General features: G+C 72.3%; 16 protein-coding genes and 1 tRNA gene. 9 read left to right on the forward strand and 8 right to left on the reverse strand.

The features are described 5' to 3' along the window. Nucleotides 1–108 precede the first annotated feature (108 nt). Nucleotides 109–837: a winged helix-turn-helix transcriptional regulator gene (locus JOD57_RS19100; RefSeq protein WP_204693469.1), complete on the reverse strand. Its 729-nt coding sequence runs from the start codon at nt 835–837 to the stop codon at nt 109–111. Nucleotides 838–989: 152 nt separating this feature from the next. Between JOD57_RS19100 and JOD57_RS19105 the strand changes: the two genes are divergently transcribed. Together JOD57_RS19105 and JOD57_RS19110 are read left to right on the forward strand one after the other, a co-directional pair. Further along, nucleotides 990–1,481, forward strand: a complete 492-nt coding sequence (locus tag JOD57_RS19105; protein ID WP_204693470.1) for a hypothetical protein — start codon at nt 990–992, stop codon at nt 1,479–1,481. 110 nt (nt 1,482–1,591) lie between these two features. Next, nucleotides 1,592–2,224 (forward strand): alpha/beta hydrolase family protein, encoded by a 633-nt coding sequence (locus JOD57_RS19110; RefSeq protein ID WP_204693471.1) that lies wholly within the window; start codon nt 1,592–1,594, stop codon nt 2,222–2,224. A 67-nt stretch (nt 2,225–2,291) separates the two neighbouring features. On the opposite strand, the gene JOD57_RS19115 is transcribed toward JOD57_RS19110, so the two are convergent. The 3 genes from JOD57_RS19115 to JOD57_RS19125 all read right to left on the reverse strand — a co-directional run bounded on the left by JOD57_RS19115 (nt 2,292) and on the right by JOD57_RS19125 (nt 4,611). Next, nucleotides 2,292–2,364 (reverse strand) — tRNA-Arg (locus JOD57_RS19115). Nucleotides 2,365–2,469: 105 nt separating this feature from the next. Then, entirely contained in the window at nt 2,470–3,519 is a 1,050-nt protein-coding gene (locus tag JOD57_RS19120; RefSeq protein ID WP_204693472.1) for an NlpC/P60 family protein, read from the reverse strand. Nucleotides 3,520–3,735: 216 nt separating this feature from the next. Next, nucleotides 3,736–4,611 carry a hypothetical protein gene (locus JOD57_RS19125; RefSeq protein WP_204693473.1) on the reverse strand — a complete coding sequence of 292 codons (876 nt, stop codon included), beginning with the start codon at nt 4,609–4,611 and terminating at the stop codon, nt 3,736–3,738. Between the two features lie 79 nt (nt 4,612–4,690). On the opposite strand from JOD57_RS19125, the gene JOD57_RS19130 reads away from it, so the two are divergent. From JOD57_RS19130 to JOD57_RS27050, 4 genes are read left to right on the forward strand one after another with little or no spacing between them, the layout of a single operon-like run. Further along, nucleotides 4,691–4,837 (forward strand): hypothetical protein, encoded by a 147-nt coding sequence (locus tag JOD57_RS19130; RefSeq protein WP_204693474.1) that lies wholly within the window; start codon nt 4,691–4,693, stop codon nt 4,835–4,837. After that, nucleotides 4,797–5,687, forward strand: coding sequence for a nucleotidyl cyclase domain-containing protein (locus JOD57_RS19135; protein WP_204693475.1), 891 nt, complete (start codon nt 4,797–4,799; stop codon nt 5,685–5,687). The genes JOD57_RS19130 and JOD57_RS19135 overlap by 41 nt, the downstream gene beginning before the upstream one ends. Then, the gene (pgsB, locus tag JOD57_RS19140) at nt 5,684–7,048 is read left to right on the forward strand and encodes a poly-gamma-glutamate synthase PgsB (RefSeq protein ID WP_204693476.1); all 1,365 of its coding nucleotides are present in this window, start codon (nt 5,684–5,686) and stop codon (nt 7,046–7,048) included. Before JOD57_RS19135 ends, pgsB begins: the two co-directional genes overlap by 4 nt. Nucleotides 7,049–7,054: 6 nt before the next feature. Further along, nucleotides 7,055–8,074 carry a poly-gamma-glutamate biosynthesis protein PgsC/CapC gene (locus JOD57_RS27050; RefSeq protein WP_204693477.1) on the forward strand — a complete coding sequence of 340 codons (1,020 nt, stop codon included), beginning with the start codon at nt 7,055–7,057 and terminating at the stop codon, nt 8,072–8,074. Here the strand turns inward: JOD57_RS27050 and JOD57_RS19150 are convergent. Together JOD57_RS19150 and JOD57_RS19155 are read right to left on the reverse strand one after the other, a co-directional pair. After that, entirely contained in the window at nt 8,061–9,326 is a 1,266-nt protein-coding gene (locus tag JOD57_RS19150; RefSeq protein WP_204693478.1) for a GAF domain-containing protein, read from the reverse strand. The two genes, JOD57_RS27050 and JOD57_RS19150, sit on opposite strands and share 14 nt — an antisense overlap. Nucleotides 9,327–9,500: 174 nt before the next feature. Beyond that, on the reverse strand, nt 9,501–11,564 hold the full coding sequence (locus JOD57_RS19155; RefSeq protein ID WP_204693479.1) for a CapA family protein: 2,064 nt from the start codon (nt 11,562–11,564) through the stop codon (nt 9,501–9,503). A gap of 286 nt (nt 11,565–11,850) precedes the next feature. Between JOD57_RS19155 and JOD57_RS19160 the strand changes: the two genes are divergently transcribed. Next, nucleotides 11,851–12,369 carry a single-stranded DNA-binding protein gene (locus JOD57_RS19160; protein WP_204693480.1) on the forward strand — a complete coding sequence of 173 codons (519 nt, stop codon included), beginning with the start codon at nt 11,851–11,853 and terminating at the stop codon, nt 12,367–12,369. 106 nt (nt 12,370–12,475) lie between these two features. Further along, the gene (ettA, locus tag JOD57_RS19165; protein WP_204693481.1) at nt 12,476–14,146 is read left to right on the forward strand and encodes an energy-dependent translational throttle protein EttA; all 1,671 of its coding nucleotides are present in this window, start codon (nt 12,476–12,478) and stop codon (nt 14,144–14,146) included. 319 nt (nt 14,147–14,465) lie between these two features. On the opposite strand, the gene JOD57_RS19170 is transcribed toward ettA, so the two are convergent. Further along, nucleotides 14,466–14,894, reverse strand: a complete 429-nt coding sequence (locus JOD57_RS19170; protein WP_307824793.1) for a protein-tyrosine phosphatase family protein — start codon at nt 14,892–14,894, stop codon at nt 14,466–14,468. A gap of 79 nt (nt 14,895–14,973) precedes the next feature. Between JOD57_RS19170 and JOD57_RS19175 the strand changes: the two genes are divergently transcribed. After that, nucleotides 14,974–15,387, forward strand: coding sequence for an acyl-CoA thioesterase (locus JOD57_RS19175; RefSeq protein ID WP_204693482.1), 414 nt, complete (start codon nt 14,974–14,976; stop codon nt 15,385–15,387). 15 nt (nt 15,388–15,402) lie between these two features. On the opposite strand, the gene JOD57_RS19180 is transcribed toward JOD57_RS19175, so the two are convergent. After that, nucleotides 15,403–15,843, reverse strand: a complete 441-nt coding sequence (locus tag JOD57_RS19180; RefSeq protein WP_307824794.1) for a YccF domain-containing protein — start codon at nt 15,841–15,843, stop codon at nt 15,403–15,405. Nucleotides 15,844–15,852 lie beyond the last annotated feature (9 nt).

Genomic DNA, 15,852 nt, shown 5'->3' on the forward strand with positions numbered 1-15,852 from the left:
TCGATCTCGAACCGGCGACCAGGTGCTCAGGAGCCGTCCGGAGCCGAACGCCGTGCTGACCTGCGGTCGTGCGGCGGGATCGTCGCCGTACGGCACCGGTCCTCGATCTCACGGCAACCGAGGAGTCCCCGGGGTGGTGGGCACCTGCTCCAGGTCCGGCGGGACGGGCCGTGGGGTGTCGGCGAGGAAGGACCGTCCGAGCCATCGGGGAACGGCACGGCGAGCGGCGGGTTGGCCGTCGATGACCACGTCACCCGACCGCAACGCCTCGCTCCAGCTGAAGTCCCCCCGCCACAGCTGGGTGAGGGTGCGCAGCGTGGTCCGGACGTGCGCCCACACGTCGTGGCCCTGGTCGAAGTCGCAGATGTCCACGCCCTGTCTGCGGATGACCATCCACCAGTGCCGCACCGGGGAGTCGACGTCGGAGAAGCTGAAGCTCAGCACCGTGGTGGTGTCCGGCACCGCCTCCAGGTCGATGCTGCGTCGGATGTCCCACAACAGGTAGTACGGGTCCAGGTCGTCGTCGTGCAGGTCCTGCATCCAGCGCAGTCCCCAGCGGCCGATGGCCTCGAGGATCGGCATGAGCTCCTGGCCCGCCGGCGTCAGGTGATAGGTCACCTGCTTGCCCTCGCAGTGCCGCTGGACGACTCCGGCTCTGACGAGGGTCTGCAGTCGCTTGGACAACAGGGTCGGCGACATCCGCGGCACACCGCGACGCACCTCGTTGAAGTGTCGGCTGCCCAGCAGGAGTTCTCGGAGGACGAGCATCATCCACCGCTCGTCCAGCACTTCCATCGCCTTGGCGATCGGACAGAACTGCCCGTAGGTGGTGGGCACACCTCACGGTAGGCAGCCGTGGGCCTCGGCGGTAGTACAGATCCGGTACTGGACTGCTACAGGTCCTGAACTGGAGGACGCCTCCGTCTCACCGCCACGCTTCTCCTCGTACCTCCTGTCCGCACGGGGAGAGACCCATCGAGGAGAACGACATGAGAACCGGACCGATCATCCGTCGGGCTGCCGTGGCCCTTGCTGCCGCGGTGATGACCGCGGTCACCGTCCCCGGGCAGGCCCAGGCGGCCGTCTTCCCTCCTGATCCTGTCCGCCTCACAGCCCCGGGCGTCGACTTCGGTGACAACACGTTCGTGCTCGGAGCGCCCCTCGGGTCGGGGTCGGTCAACTGGGCCGTCAACCAGTACGGGTTCTACCAAGCGACGTTGACAGGACGCCTGCACCTCGACAACGTCCCGCTCCAGTACGGCCGCATGCACATGGAGTACTTCGACGGGGCCGGGACCTCGCTGGGGACCATCCACGGCGGGAAGGTGCGAGCACCCAACAACAACAGCCACGTCAGCTGGTCGGTGGACCTCCGCTCCCCGGACCAGCTCCAGGTCGTCCAGGTGGAGATCTGCACGGAGACCAGCAGCAACGGCACCAGCTGGTCGCAGAGTCGCTGCACGGGAAGACTGCTGCTCTAGCCGTCGTGACCAGGGACGTTGTTGACAGTCGGCGTGGTGCCTTGATCGCGAAGGAGACCTCCGGAAGGAGTGGCGGTGCTTGACGTCGCCGTTTCCAACCGGAGGTCTCTGTGGCCCACGCTAACGCCCGCACGACCGTCTATGCCCGCAAGCTCGAACTGACCACCCGGACGTACGCCACCGGCTCGGCCACCGTTCCCCACGTCAAGGCCGACCCGACCCTGGTGTACGCCGCGGGCTTCTCCGACGGCGCCGGCATGGCGTGGCAGCTGTCCAACTCCGACCTGGCCGCGTCCTTCCGCGGTGTCGCGATGGTGGGAAAGGCCCTCGACCCCGAGAAGGCGCGGCACCACCGAGCCCAGCTGGGGGGAGGTGTGGAGCCCGCGCCGGCACCCGTGGTCCACGTGCAGGGCACTGCCGATCGTGGTTTCCGCCCACCCCTGACCCAGGAGGAGACTCCGCTCGAGGAGACGCTGCCGTTCTTCACCGTCCGGGAGATGTTGACGCGCAACAACGTCCCTGCGCCGCCCGTGGCGAGCACCTCCCTCGTCCCGGGCAGCACCGGCGTCACCGAGGTGGTGACGCAGCTGTTCCTCAGGAACGAGGCGTTCCTCCAGATCACCATCGTCAACGGCGGACACAACTGGCCGCCCCCCACCACCTCGAGCGGGTCCGCCGATCGCCGACCGACTTCGACCCGACCGTCGCCATCGTGGACCTCTGGCGATCTCATGCCGGGCTGACACAGCCCACGTGTCCAGCGCCCTCACATCGCGGCTGGCGAGGCGGATCACCACCTGGGAGATCGGGTGCGCCCGGCAGGACTCGAACCTGCGACCAAGTGCTTAGAAGGCACCTGCTCTATCCGCTGAGCTACGGGCGCTCGGCCGCCGATCATCGCACTTCGACGGCGTCCGGCCGAGATGCCCGTGTCGTCCGCCCGCAGGTCGACCGATCACGGGTGGTCGTGCGGTGCCACCCGTCGGTCTCACAGACGCCGAACGCTCCGGAACGAGGTCGCGTAGAGGCCCGTCCCCGAGAGCGTGGAGCGGCCACGGACGTCACCCATGGTCGGCCCGTCCGCACTCTTCCGGCTCGAGAGGAAGCGTGCCGCTCCCTGCGAGTCGAGGCCGAGGTAGATGCCCACGTGGTCGACCAGGGTGCCGTCGTCCGTGCTGGCGTCGAAGAACAACAGATCCCCTGGCAGCAGCGTGGAGGTGCCGGCGGGGCGCCGGCCGGTGTCGGGGACGATCACCGCCCCGGGAGCGGACTCTGCCATCTGGACTGCACGCCGCGGCAGTGTCACACCGTCGGGCTGGAGTGACAGGGGCACTCCGGCGCGGTAGCCGTACACCGTGCGGACGTAGCCAGAGCAGTCCATGGCGGCGAACTGCCCCGGCTCCGGCGGGTCCACGCGGGAGCCGTAGGTCCAGGGGACGCCGAGGTAGTCGTTGAAGTCGGATCCCTCCTCGCGCGTCCCGTCGGCCTGCAGGGGGCCGTAGGAGGCGTCGCCGGCGATGCGTCGGCCCGAGGCGTCGTACCGCTCGCCGGCCCCGGTGACGTACTGCCGTGCCAGTTCGAGGACGTCGTCGCTCCGGTCGGTCAGTCGTCCGGACAGCCAGCCGTGGTCGACCGCACCGGTGAACGGCTGGGTCAGGAGCCTCACCCAGGTCGTCGTCGTGACCGTCGCGGTGGTGGTCGACTCGGCGAAGACCCGCTGCGGGCCGCGCAGCGCCACCGAGCGTGACCCCACGGTGAAGGTGGCCACGACCCCGAGGTCGTCGCGCACGACGACCCGGTCCGGCGCCGTCAGCCGCTCCTCGCGGAGCGGCCCGCTGGTCGCCGTCCCCGGGTCCGTGCCGACGGAGGCGGCGACCGTGCCGGTTGGGACGGTGCTGTCCTGCGCGGCCCAGACCGGGGCGCTCTCAGGGGCCACCGCCGTGTCGGCTGCGACGGAGCCCACCACCACGGCGAGCAGGCCCGCTGCCAAGGTCCGCCGTCCGCGCCGCGGTGTCGCCTGCTCGATCCCAGCCAGCATCCGTGCCGTCCCCCAGCCGGCGCTGCGAAGGAGCGCCAGATCGTCCGATGTCGTGGGGACCGGATCGGTCGGGGGCGCCTGCTTGCTGAGCAGCGGCGCGCACGGCTCACCCCGGGGGAGGAGGGAGTCCACCCGCACGGGGCAGGCAGACGGCGCGTCCGCCCGCAGGTCGGGGGTGGCGACGCCGTCCGCGTGGTGTGGTGGTGGGGTCGGGTGTCAGGAGCCGAGGACCGCGGCCAGCACGTCGACCACCCGCTGACGCCCTGCCGCGGTCGTGCGGAGGTCGGCCGCCAGTTCCAGGTGGACGAAGGTCGCTCCCACCGTCCGGGCGTGCCCAGCCTGGACGTTGCGTGTGCCCGCCAGGGCGGAGCACCGCTCGCCGTCGTAGACGCAGGTCCCGAGACCCGCGTCCTCGAACCCCTCGGCGAGCCGTTCCACGAGCGGGTCGGCACGGGACTCGGTGCTCGACAGGACGACCTGCGCCTCGCCGGGATGACGGGACTCGTCGAAGCCGTGCACCTGCAGGACGACGGTCCCGGCTCCCACCACGGCGCGGTCGACCACCGCGAAGGCGCTGGCCGGCCGGTGCGCCACGTCGGCCGCACCGTCGCCTGCCGTGCGGTGCGCCCCGGCCACGAACAGCGCATCGGCGTCGAGCAGCGTGAACAGCTCGACGCCGAGGTCCTCGGTCCAGCGGTCGGCGCGCGGGTGCGGGACCTCCACCACGAGGCCCGGAGGAGCGCCTGCGCCCGCTCGGACCGCGTAGACGCCCCAGCCCCGGGGCGGTCCCCCGTCCGCCCCCTCGGTCACGACCTGGACCGGCCGGCCGTCGGCGTCGACGGCGTCGACCACCTGGGTGCCGTCGGGGAGGGAGGGGTCGTCGGCCCCGGCCAGGACGGCCAGTACCGCACCGCCCAGCCGGTGGGCGTCCACGGGGTCGGGAGCTCGGTAGGCGGATGAGTCCCGTCCGGGGCCGCTGTCCACCACCCGTTCGACGACTACGCCCAAGCCGACCGGGGCGGCGCAGGAGGTGAGGACGGCGGTCGCGACGGCCGCGGCCGTCACCGCGCGGCCGGGGCGGGACGCAGTCACAATGGGTCGGCTCCTCGGCACGGGCCTCCCAAGGGCGACGGCGTCCATTCGGCCACCGCCCAGGGTAGAGGGAGCGGACATGGAGCTCGACCTCTCGACGTGGCCAGAGGCGTTGCTGCTCGGTGGCGTCTCGTCCATCGCGTTCGCCGGACTCTTCCTTGCCGCCCGCTGGCGATGGAGGGAGCGTGAGGCGCCGGATGCGCAAGCTGATGTCGGCCTGGACTGAGCAGCACGTCCCGGTGGCGTTGGCCCTGGTCGCCGCGTCCCTCACCGGCGCGGTCGCGATGGCAGTGGCGGCGCCCTACTCGTTGTACGGGGTGGCCGCGGTGGTCGTGACCGCCGTCTGCGCCCTGTTCCTGGACGCCTTCGGTGGTCTGGTCCTCGGGTTCGCGACCGCGGCAGCGGTGGTCCTCGCGCTCCGCCTGTCGGACCGCTGGACAACGGCCTCCTTCGTGACGGACCTGGCCCTGGTCCTCGGCCTCGTGGCCTCGGGGTGGCTGACGGGCATGGTCTCCGCCGGCATCCACGCACGTCGGGTGGGCGAGGACGACGGCGGCGGGACGGCGAGGCCCGCGTACGGATCGCTCGGGCTGGTGACCGCGGAGGCGGCGGAGGCCCGCCTCGACGAGGAGGTGATGAGGGCACGCAGTCACGACCGGCCGCTGAGCGTCGTCGTGATCCGCGTGACGACCACCGATCCGGGTCTCGACGTCAACGCCCGGTCCTCGGCCCAGCGCGCGGTCGCCCGCTTGGTCGAGAGCATGCTGCGGGACACCGACGTGCCGTTCGCGTCCCCTCCGGACGAGTTCGGGGCGATCCTGCCGGAGACGGACGGGGCGACCGCCTGGGAGGCCCTGGGGCCGGTCCTGGACGCCGCCGCGCGGGCCGCGTTCACCGTGCGCGAGCAGGACGAGCGACGCAACCTCGTCGACTGTGCGGAGCTGCACGTGGGGCTCGCCACGCTCAGCGACCGGACCGGTGAGGCGGCGACCCTCCTGGAGGCGGCGCGCCGGTCGGCCCGGGCGGAGGAGGCCGGTGGAGCCCACCGGTCGTCGGCAGAGGGGTCCGCGGCGTGACCGCCGGGCTGTTCAGCCTCCTCTTCCTGGTCGTCGTCGCCCTCGGGCTGATCCTGTACTGGCGCACGTCGGTGTCCGGGCACCGGACCCGACTGGACCAGCTCGACGTCCGTGTCCACGTCAACGGCATCCGGGGCAAGTCCACCGTGACCCGGCTGGTGGGCGGGGTCCTCCGGGAGGGCGGTTTCGTGACCGTGGCCAAGACGACGGGGAGCGCCGCTCGTGTGATCGAGCGGCGAGGCGAGGAGACGCCGATCTTCCGCCGGGGCGCGGCCACCATCAACGAGCAGATCGACGTGGTGGCCCGGCACGTGGACCCCGAGGTCGAGGCGCTGGTCATCGAGTGCATGGCGGTGCGGCCGCTCTACCAGCAGTACTCCCAGGACTACATGGTCCGCTCGGACATCACCGTGATCACGAACGTGCGCGAGGACCACCAGGAGGAGATGGGGGAGACCCTGGAGCAGATCGCCGACTCGCTGTCGCTGACCATCCCCCGCAACGGCATCCTGATCACCGCTGAGGACCGTCCGCACCTGCGGGACAGGCTGCGTGAGCGGGCCGAGGAGCGGGGCAGCCGGCTCCTCTACGCAGACCCGCAGGCGGTGGGCGACGAGGACATGCGGGGTTTCGACTACCTCCAGTTCAAGGAGAACGTGGCCATCGGTCTGGCGATCGCCCGCCTCCTCGGGATCCGGCGCCAGGTCGCGCTCCAGGGGATGTGGAAGTCCGTGCCGGACATCGGGGTCGTCCGGCTGCGCTGGTACGACGTCCTGGGCAAGCACATCCTGTGGATCCCGCTGTTCGCGGCGAACGACCGCGAGAGCGTGGTCCTGACGTTCGAGACCCTGCAGGCGCAGTTCCCGCCCGGAGCCCCGGTGATGGGCATCCTGAACAACCGCCGGGACCGTGGTCGTCGTGCCGAGCTGTTCGCCCAGATGGTCCCCACCGACCTCTCCTCCTACCTCGACCACGTGATCACCTTCGGGGCGTACGAGGAGCAGGTCAGCCGCACGATCGTCGAACTCGGTTACCCCGCCGACCGGGTCCACCTGCTCGGCGAGACGGTCCAGCCCACCCTCGACCAGATCCTGGCCACGATCGCCGGGCTCGTCGACGGACCCGAGGGTGTCCTCATCGGCATGGTCAACATCCACACCGACCAGGCCGAGTTGCTCATCGAGTACTTCGAGCACCTCCAGGGCTCCGAGCACCGCAGCGAGCTCGACGAGTCACGGGACCCCGCGCGCATGCCCGCGGGCACACGCCGGATCCGCCGTGCCGGTGCCCACGGCAGCAGGACCGTCGAGTTCCCGGACACCGCCACCGACCCCGGCGGCGACGGCCGGTCGGGGACCTGACCGACGGTGCACGAGTACCTCTTCCGGCCCGAGGTCGTCCGCGTCGCCCTCGTCGTGGGCGTCATCGTCAGCATGCTCTTCTACGAGCGGGTCCAGCTCACGACCGGTGGCGCGATCGTGCCGGCGTACCTGGCGCTGCACCTGCCGCGACCGCTCTACGTCGCCACCACCGTCGTCGCGGCCTACGGCACCTACCTGATCGTCAACAGGGCGCTCGCGCGGCGGGTCATCCTCTACGGCCGCCGCAAGTTCGAGGTGGAGGTGCTCGTCGGCCTGGCCCTGGTCATGGTCCTGACGCTCACCGCCGACCGGCTGGCCCCGCTGGACCCGGTGCTGTTGGGCCTCGCCGGCATCGGCTTCCTCGTCCCCGGCATCCTGGCGCACGACATGGCGCGTCAGCGCCCGGGGAAGACCGTCGTCGCCGTCCTGGGGACGACGGCGATCCTGGGCGTCTTCATCTTCGTCTACACGTCCCTGATCGAGATCGCGCCGCTCGAACCCGGGGACACCGTGGGCGGCCTGGTCTCGGTCACCGGGTTCCCGAGGGAACTCGTCCTCATCGCCGCCGCGGCCAGCGTGCTGGTCGGCATGTTCGTCTTCTCCCGGCTCGGACTGAGGTCCGGGGGCTTCATCTCCGGTGCCTACATCGCCCTGGTGGCCCCGCGATGGCTGGACCTCGTCTTCGCGGCCGTCGTCGCGGTCGCCACGTGGTTCGTCGTCGTGCACCTGCTCATGCCCCGGTTGCTCCTCTTCGGGCGGCGCAAGCTGGCCACGATGGTCCTGGTGGGGGCGATCCTCGGGTGGGCTGCCGAGGTGGTCGTCGTGGCGTGGACCGGAGGTGACTACGTGCCCTGGCGCGGGCTGACCGTCATCACGCTGATGGTGCCTGCGCTGCTCGCCAACGACGCCCAGCGGCAGGGATGGGAGAAGACGGTCTGGGGGGCCACGCTGACGTCGCTGGGCACGTTCGCGGTCATGAACCTCCTCACCGCTGCGCTCCTGGCCGGCGGCGTCATCGACGGCTGACGCCGGTCGGCTGGTCCTCGAGGAGCCACCGCGCCTCGAGGACCAGCCGGCCGCCCCGTCGGACCTCGCCGCGCACCGTCCCGCTCTCCGCGGTCACCCCACCGCCGGTCATCCGGACGCGAGCCGGGGCCCCTGGGGCTGCCGTTCCGGACTCCGTGCACGTCGCCTCGTGGAAGCGGGCGACGATCCGGGCGAGCTCGCCGGTGGGCACGGGACAGTCCTCCGCGGTCACGTGCAGGGTGGCGACCGGTTCGTCCTCGTCGTCCGCGGAGTGAGCTCCCCGCGACGTGGGGCCGCCGATCCTGATCGCGACGGGAGCGTCCCCGCGGGAGTGGTGCAGTGCGGTCACCAGGACGTGGGTGACCGACCGTTCGAGCCCCACGGCGTCACAGCGGACGGGGAGGACCGCAGCGGGGAGCTCCAGCCGGATCGCGTCGGTCCCAGTCGCGGCCCGGGCGCTGCGGACACAGTTCTGCAGGACCCTGCCGAGGTCGACCCACCTCCGGCCGCGCGCCGCCACGCGACCAGCCTCGGACGACGTCGACTCCAACCGGCGCCCCAGGGCGAGCACGGGCTCCATGCGCGACCGGGTCAACGCGGCGTAGCGCTGCAGCCGTGGTTCCTCCTGCTGCTCGGCGAGCTCCACGAGGCTGTGCACGGCGTCGGCCAGTGGTGGGACCTCACGGGTCAGGTCCTCGACGAGCTCGTGGAGGCGTCGTTCCCGGGCCAGGGTCAGCCGCTGGTCCACCTCGTGCGCGGCCAGCGCCGTGAGGTCCTCCAGGAGCGCGAGGCGGCTCTCGTCCCAGGTCCGGGCGTCGCCGTCGACGACGCACAGGGTCCCCAGGACGTGGCCCGCCCTGGTACGCAGCGGCACGCCGGCGTAGGCGCCGATCTGCCCCTTGCGAACGGGGTCCAGGTCCCGGACGAGGGGGTCCAGGTGGCTGTCGGGGATGACCAGCGGTTCCTCGGTCGCGACGGCGAACTGGCACAGCGACGCGTTCAGCGGGGTCTCACGGGAGAGGTCGGCGGGGTCGTCGTGCCGGACCATCCCGGCCAGGTGCTGTCGGTCCGGGGTCACCAGGGTGACGAAGGCCCGGGGCGCCCCGAGCAGGGCCGCGGCGAGCCGGGCCAGACGGTCCATGGCGGGGTCGGCGCCGGTGAGCAGGCCGGTGTCCTCGATGGTGGCGAGCCGATCGGGATCGGTCAGTGCGGGGAGCACCGCAAGGGCGTCCCTGTCCGGGGCGATGGTCATGATCCAGAACTCCTCTGCCTGGGGTCGATCGGGGTGCCCGTCACACGGGCCGTGCTGCAGCGGAGGCGTCTCCGCCGGTGACGTCATCCGCCTACCAGTGGGCGCCGCTGGACATCGGGTCCGGGCCGCGCCGGCCGGTGGTCGCGCCGCCCCGGTGCCGGGACCGCCACCGGTTCACGGCGACGTCGAGGTGCCGGCCACCGGGTCCTCGGGAAAGTCGCCGTCCCGGCCCAGGACCACCGTGGTGTCCTCCTGGACGTCCAGGACCGGGTACCGACGGCCGAACGCACCCGGCGTGGCCCAGACGACGAGCTGCACGTCGTCCACCGCGAGGTGGGCGGCGAACTGGACGTCGAGGGTCGGGAGGAGGCGCACCATCGGTTGCACGGCGACGATCCCGTCGGGCACCGTCGCGTCGATCCGCACCTGTCGGCACGCGTCGTCATGGGAACCGGCGGGGATCTCCACGGCGGTCGTCGAGGTGCTGCCGCCCCGGGTGTCGGGGTACCACCGCAGCTCGAGCCTGGCTCCCTCGGAGGCGTCGCCGACCTCGGCCACGAGGGACAGCTGGGTTCCGGGCGTGACCAGCTGACGGTGCTCCGGGGTCGCGATCACGTCCTCGGTGCTGACCGGGCTCCGGCTGAGCTCGACCCCCACCACACCCGAGCAGGCCGCCGCCTCCGACACCCGGGCGCTCGGGCTCAGGGACCACCCGTGCGCACCGGCAGTTGCCGGATCGGTGTCCATGTCCTCGAACGACCCCGTCCACAGGAGGTCCTCACCCACCCGTACCTGCGTGTCGGCGTCCTGCCGGGCGGTTCCCTGCACCCACCACCCCGGTGCCAGGCGGGCCACCGTCCCGGCCGGGAACTCCTGCTCGGCGGTCCCCGCCGGTGGGGGATCGTCCGCCGTGAAGACCGCTCCCGGGGCCTGCAGGCGGGCCTCGGACCCGGGGGTCAGCCCGGCGGCCCTCCTGGCGGCGGCGTCAGCCAGGACCCCGACCGTCGGCCTGGGGAGGTAGTCGTCGATGAACAGGGGGTCGACGGTGCCCAGCACCGGCCGGCCGTCGCGGACGTCGACCCTCAGCAGGTAGGACAGGAAGGTGGGCCACACCCTCTGGTCGAACAGCAGGTTGCCCATGGTCTCGGCGATCAGGGCCCTCTCCCCGAGGCGCACTCCTCCGACCACGTGCGGGTGCCCGTTGACCACGACGGCCGCCCCAGCGGCCTCAGCGGCCGCGGAGAGCTGCGGGACCGGCGCGACCTGCTGGGCCTGGTACTCCTCGCCGCCGTGGATCATCACGACGACGACGTCGGCGGACGCGTGGGCAGCGCGGACCTCTTGCTCCAGCCGCTCGGTGCTGCAGAGGGCCGCGCCGCCCTGCCCGTCCCCGGCGACGTAGCGGATGGCGTGTTGTCTGCCTTGAACCGAGGTGCAGCCAAGGAAGGCCACGCGCTGGCCCTTGCGCTCGACGACAGCGGGCGCCCAGGCCTCGTCCACGGTCCGCCCGGCGCCGAAGTGTGCCAGCCCGGCCGCGTCGAGGGCCGCCATGGTCTGCTCGAGACCCGGTTCGAGGGCGTTGAACACGTGGTTGTTGCCCAGGGACACGACGTCGACCCCAGACTGCACCAGGGCTTGCGCGGACGCCGGTGAACTGGCGAAGACCACGTCCTTTGTCGGGTGGAACCCCGGCGGGCGAGGCCCGGTCGGGTCCAGCCAGGTTCGGTCGGCCACTGCTGTCTCGAAGTTGACCACGGTGACGTCGCCGTCCTCGAGGAGTGGCCGGACCTCGGCCAACAGTGCTGCGTGGTCGGCCGCGGAGGCGTCGGCGGGGAGCAGCCCGTCACTGCGGTCACCGTCGCCATCGTGGTCGTAGAACCTCCGGCCGAACATCACGTCGCCGCCGAAGCGGATCGAGACGGTCTCCTCAGCCGCTGAGGTGAGCCGGATCTCCGTGGGGGTCCCCGGGACGACCGCCTGGGTCCGGGGGAGGTGGCCGTCCGCACTCGCGGTGACCAGTTGCGCCCCTCCGGGCAGGGCGGCGCGCAGGTCGCCGTCCTCGCCGGTCCTCGTCTCCCCTCCGGTGCTCAGCCGCACACGCAGACCGGGCAGGGGGGTGCCGGTCTCGTCCACGACCCGGGCGACCAGCCCCGCGCCGGCCGGAGCGGGCGAGGCCTCCCGCCCGGCGCCTGTGAGCACCAGCGTGGCTGCCAGCACGATGACCAGGACGGCCGCCAAGGGCAGCCACCATCGACGCATCGTTCTACCCATGGCTCAGGAGTCCCCCGCTGGTCCCGTCGTCCCGCCGGGACGCCGCCCGGGCCCGTACCCGTCGGCGGAGCGGGGGACGCCTCCCCTTCGGCGTGTCGTGCCTCCACCCTCGGCGAGGTGACACCGAGGCACCCGTCGTCCACAGGGGGCGGCTCCTCCACAGGTCGGCCGCAGCGCCGCCCGGCCGCTCGCGGCGGGGCGAGGGTCGACCCGGGTCGGCACGGTGCCGGCCCGCACCGACCCGAGGAGCACCGTGAGCGCCACCGAGATCACCGTCATCGGCAACGTCGTCACCCCACCGAGCCGCGTCCGCACGCAGCACGGCAGCGTCACCAACTTCCGCCTGGCCTCCACCGAGCGCCGCTACGACAGCGCCACGCAGGGGTTCGTCGACGGGGCCACGTTCTTCGTCGACGTGGAGTGCTGGGGCGAGCTGAGCGGCAACGTGTCGCACAGCATCAGCAAGGGCGACCCGGTCATCGTCCGCGGGGTGCTGCGCACGCACGAGTGGGAGTCCGAGCACGGCCGCCGCACCCGGCCGGTGGTCAAGGCCGAGGCCGTGGGCCTCAACCTGAACCGGGGTACCGCGGAGTTCCGCAAGACCCAGCGCCCCTCCGTGGCCGCGCCCCCGGAGCACGAGCCGTCGGCCGCCCAGGAACCCGTCGGGGACCGGGACTACCCGGCGGGGGATCGGGCGTTGTACGAGCTGGATCACGCCCAGTCCGGCGTCGACGCCCCGCTCGACGCCCAGCCGGAGCCGGCCCTGCACTAGCCGACGGCGAACTGGGAGGATCGACGACCGAGAACGCACGGGGGCCGGGCCGGCACGACGGCCGGCCCGCCCCTCCTCGCGCACCGACGGAAGGCTCGAACGCCCAGTGGCTCAGTACATCTACTCCATGGTCCGTGCCCGCAAGGCGCACGGCGACAAGGTGATCCTCGACGACGTCACCCTGTCCTTCCTCCCCGGCGCCAAGATCGGTGTCGTCGGGCCCAACGGCGCCGGCAAGTCGACCGTCCTCCAGATCATGGCCGGCATGCAGCAGCCCTCCAACGGCGACGTGATGCTGGCGCCGGACGCCACGGTCGGCATCCTGCTGCAGGAGCCGCCGCTCAACGAGGAGCTCGACGTCCGCGGCAACGTGGAGGAGGCCGTCAAGCCGCTCCGCGACGCGCTGACCCGCTTCGAGGAGGTCAGCGCGGCGATGGGCGAGCCCGACGCCGACTTCGACGCGCTGCTGACCGAGCAGGGCGAGCTCATGGAGGTCATCGAGCAGCACGACGGCTGGGAGCTCGACGCCCGCATCGAGCAGGCCATGGACGCGCTGCGCTGCCCGCCCGGCGACGCCGACGTCACCGTCCTCTCCGGCGGTGAGCGCCGCCGCGTGGCGCTGTGCAGGCTGCTGCTCGAGGCGCCGGACCTGCTGCTGCTCGACGAGCCCACCAACCACCTCGACGCCGAGAGCGTGGCGTGGCTGGAGCAGCACCTGGAGAAGTACGCCGGCACCGTCGTCGCCGTCACCCACGACCGGTACTTCCTCGACAACGTCGCCCAGTGGATCCTCGAGCTCGACCGCGGCCGGGCCTACCCCTACGAGGGCAACTACTCCACCTACCTGGAGACCAAGGCCACCCGGCTCAAGGTCGAGGGCGCCAAGGACGCCAAGCGGCAGAAGCGGCTCAAGGACGAGCTCGAGTGGGTCCGCTCCGGCGCCAAGGCACGCCAGGCCAAGAGCAAGGCCCGCCTGGCCCGCTACGAGGAGATGGCCGCGGAGGCCGACAAGTTCCGGAAGCTGGACTTCGAGGAGATCCAGATCCCGCCGGGCCCGCGCCTGGGCAACGTCGTCGTCGAGAGCGCCGACCTCACCAAGGGCTTCGGTGACCGGCTGCTGATCGACGACCTGTCCTTCACTCTGCCGCGCAACGGCATCGTCGGCGTCGTCGGCCCCAACGGCGCCGGCAAGACCACGCTGTTCAAGATGCTCGTCGGCGAGGAGAAGCCCGACGACGGCGAGATCAGGGTCGGCGAGACGGTCAAGATCTCCTACGTCGAGCAGAACCGCAGCGGCATCGACCCGAAGAAGACCCTGTGGGAGGTCGTCTCCGACGGCCTCGACCACATCAAGGTCGGCAACGTCGAGATGCCCTCGCGGGCCTACGTCGCCGCGTTCGGCTTCAAGGGTCCCGACCAGCAGAAGCCGGCCGGCGTGCTCTCCGGCGGTGAGCGCAACCGGCTGAACCTGGCGCTGACCCTCAAGCAGGGCGGCAACCTGCTGCTGCTCGACGAGCCGACCAACGACCTCGACGTCGAGACCCTGACCAGCCTCGAGGGTGCGCTGCTGGACTTCCCCGGCTGCGCCGTCGTGGTCAGCCACGACCGGTGGTTCCTCGACCGCGTGGCCACCCACATCCTCGCCTACGAGGGCGAGTCCACGTGGTTCTGGTTCGAGGGCAACTTCGCCGACTACGAGAAGAACAAGGTCGAGCGGCTCGGCCCGGAGGCGGCGCGCCCGCACCGCGCCACGTACCGCAAGCTCGCCCGCGACTGATCGAGGACCCCGCTGCCCCCGCCTCGCAGGCCCGGCGCGGGGCCCTGCAGCGGGGGCCTTGCAGAACCTCACCGGCGGCCGGCCGGAGCGACTGCTCCGGCCGGCCGCCGGCGTCTGACAGCGGTGTGCGCGTTGGTCGCCAGGTGCTGGCCCGGGCTCGCACGCCGGCGGGCGCTGGTGCCGGTCGGCTGACCACGGTGGGAGGCGTGACCTGCAGCGATCTGCGCCCACGGCGCATGTCGGTCTGCAGGACGAGCCCTCAGCGCACACCACCGCCGGCGCCGGAGGCCACGGCCGCCGACCGACCGGCACACCGCTGTCAGGTCCCGAACGTCGCGACGAAGCGCGCCTGCCGTCGTGTCTCGACGGCGCGGGGGCGGTAGCGGCGCCGGACGTAGGCGACCGCGTCGGTGGCCGGCACGCCGTCCAGCACGGCCAGGCACGCCAGCGCGGTCCCGGTCCGGCCGGTGCCGCCCCCGCACGCCAGCTCGACCCGCTCGCCGGCCGACCGCTGCCACGCCTCGGCCAGCGCGGCCCGCAGGTCGTCGGGCGCGCTCGGCAGCCGGAAGTCCGGCCAGCGCACCCAGCGGCTGTCCCAGCCCAGCGCCGGCGGGGGCCGGCCCAGCAGGTACACGCCGAACGCGGGGAGCGGCCCGTCGGGCAGCGGCGCGCGCAGACCGCGGCCCCGCACCCGCCGTCCGGAGGGCAGCACGAGGACGCCCGGTGCGCCGGACTCCCAGGGGTCCACGACCCGCACGCTAGGGCCGCGCCGTCCCGGCGGGGAGGTGCGTCGACGCTCCCGTCGGGGGTGCGGCAGGGTGGGCTGCGTGCGGTACACGGTGCAGGTCCCGATGCGCTGGTCGGACATGGACGCCTACGGCCACGTCAACAACGTCGTCCACCTGCAGTACTTCGAGATGGCCCGCGTCGCGCTGTTCTTCGAGCGGGCGTCACTCGAGGAGCGGACCGGCCTGCGCCGCGGCACGGTCGTCGCCGCGCACGACGTCCAGTACAAGCTGCCGGTCGTCTACTCGGCCCGCCCGCTCGACGTGCAGATCTGGGTGTCGGGCGTGCGGGCCGCGGCCTTCACCTGCCACTACGAGGTGTTCGACCACGAGCGGCTCGCCGTCACCGGCAGCACGCTGCTCGTGCCCTTCGACTTCACCATCGACCGACCCCGCCGGCTGACGCCCGACGAGCGGGAGTTCCTCGGCCGCTGGGCCGACGAGCCCGCCGCCTGAGCGGCCCGCGCCGGCTCAGTGGGCCGGCGCCCCGTGCACGACGCCGTGGCCGGCGTGCCGCCAGTCGCGCGGCGGCGCGGTCTCGACCACCCGCTTGCCCAGCGGGAACAGCCCGACGGCGGCCAGCTTGAACGACGCGATCCCGAACGGGATGCCGACGATGGTCACGCAGAAGGCGATGCCGGAGACCACGTGGATCAGCGCCAGCCACCAGCCGGCCACCAGGAACCAGACCAGGTTGCCCACGGCCGAGGCGATCCCGGCACCGGGCGCCCGGACCGTCGTCCGCCCGAACGGCCACACCACGAAGCCGGCCAGCCGGAACGCGGCGATGCCGAAGGGGATGGTCACGATCAGTGCGCAGGCGAGCAGACCGGCGAGGGCGTAGGCCAGCGCGAGCACCCAGCCCTGCAGCACCAGCCAGACCAGGTTCATCAGCGTCCGGAGCGTGTCCACACCTGTTCC

Source organism: Geodermatophilus bullaregiensis (assembly GCF_016907675.1).
Lineage (GTDB): Bacteria > Actinomycetota > Actinomycetes > Mycobacteriales > Geodermatophilaceae > Geodermatophilus > Geodermatophilus bullaregiensis.

Bases quoted from the DNA above. Each gene is read 5' to 3' on its own strand.
- JOD57_RS19105 (WP_204693470.1), top strand. From the start codon at position 990: ATGAGAACCGGACCGATCATCCGTCGGGCTGCCGTGGCCCTTGCTGCC.
- JOD57_RS19120 (WP_204693472.1), bottom strand. From the start codon at position 3,519: ATGCTGGCTGGGATCGAGCAGGCGACACCGCGGCGCGGACGGCGGACC.
- JOD57_RS19130 (WP_204693474.1), top strand. From the start codon at position 4,691: ATGGAGCTCGACCTCTCGACGTGGCCAGAGGCGTTGCTGCTCGGTGGC.
- JOD57_RS19150 (WP_204693478.1), bottom strand. From the start codon at position 9,326: ATGACCATCGCCCCGGACAGGGACGCCCTTGCGGTGCTCCCCGCACTG.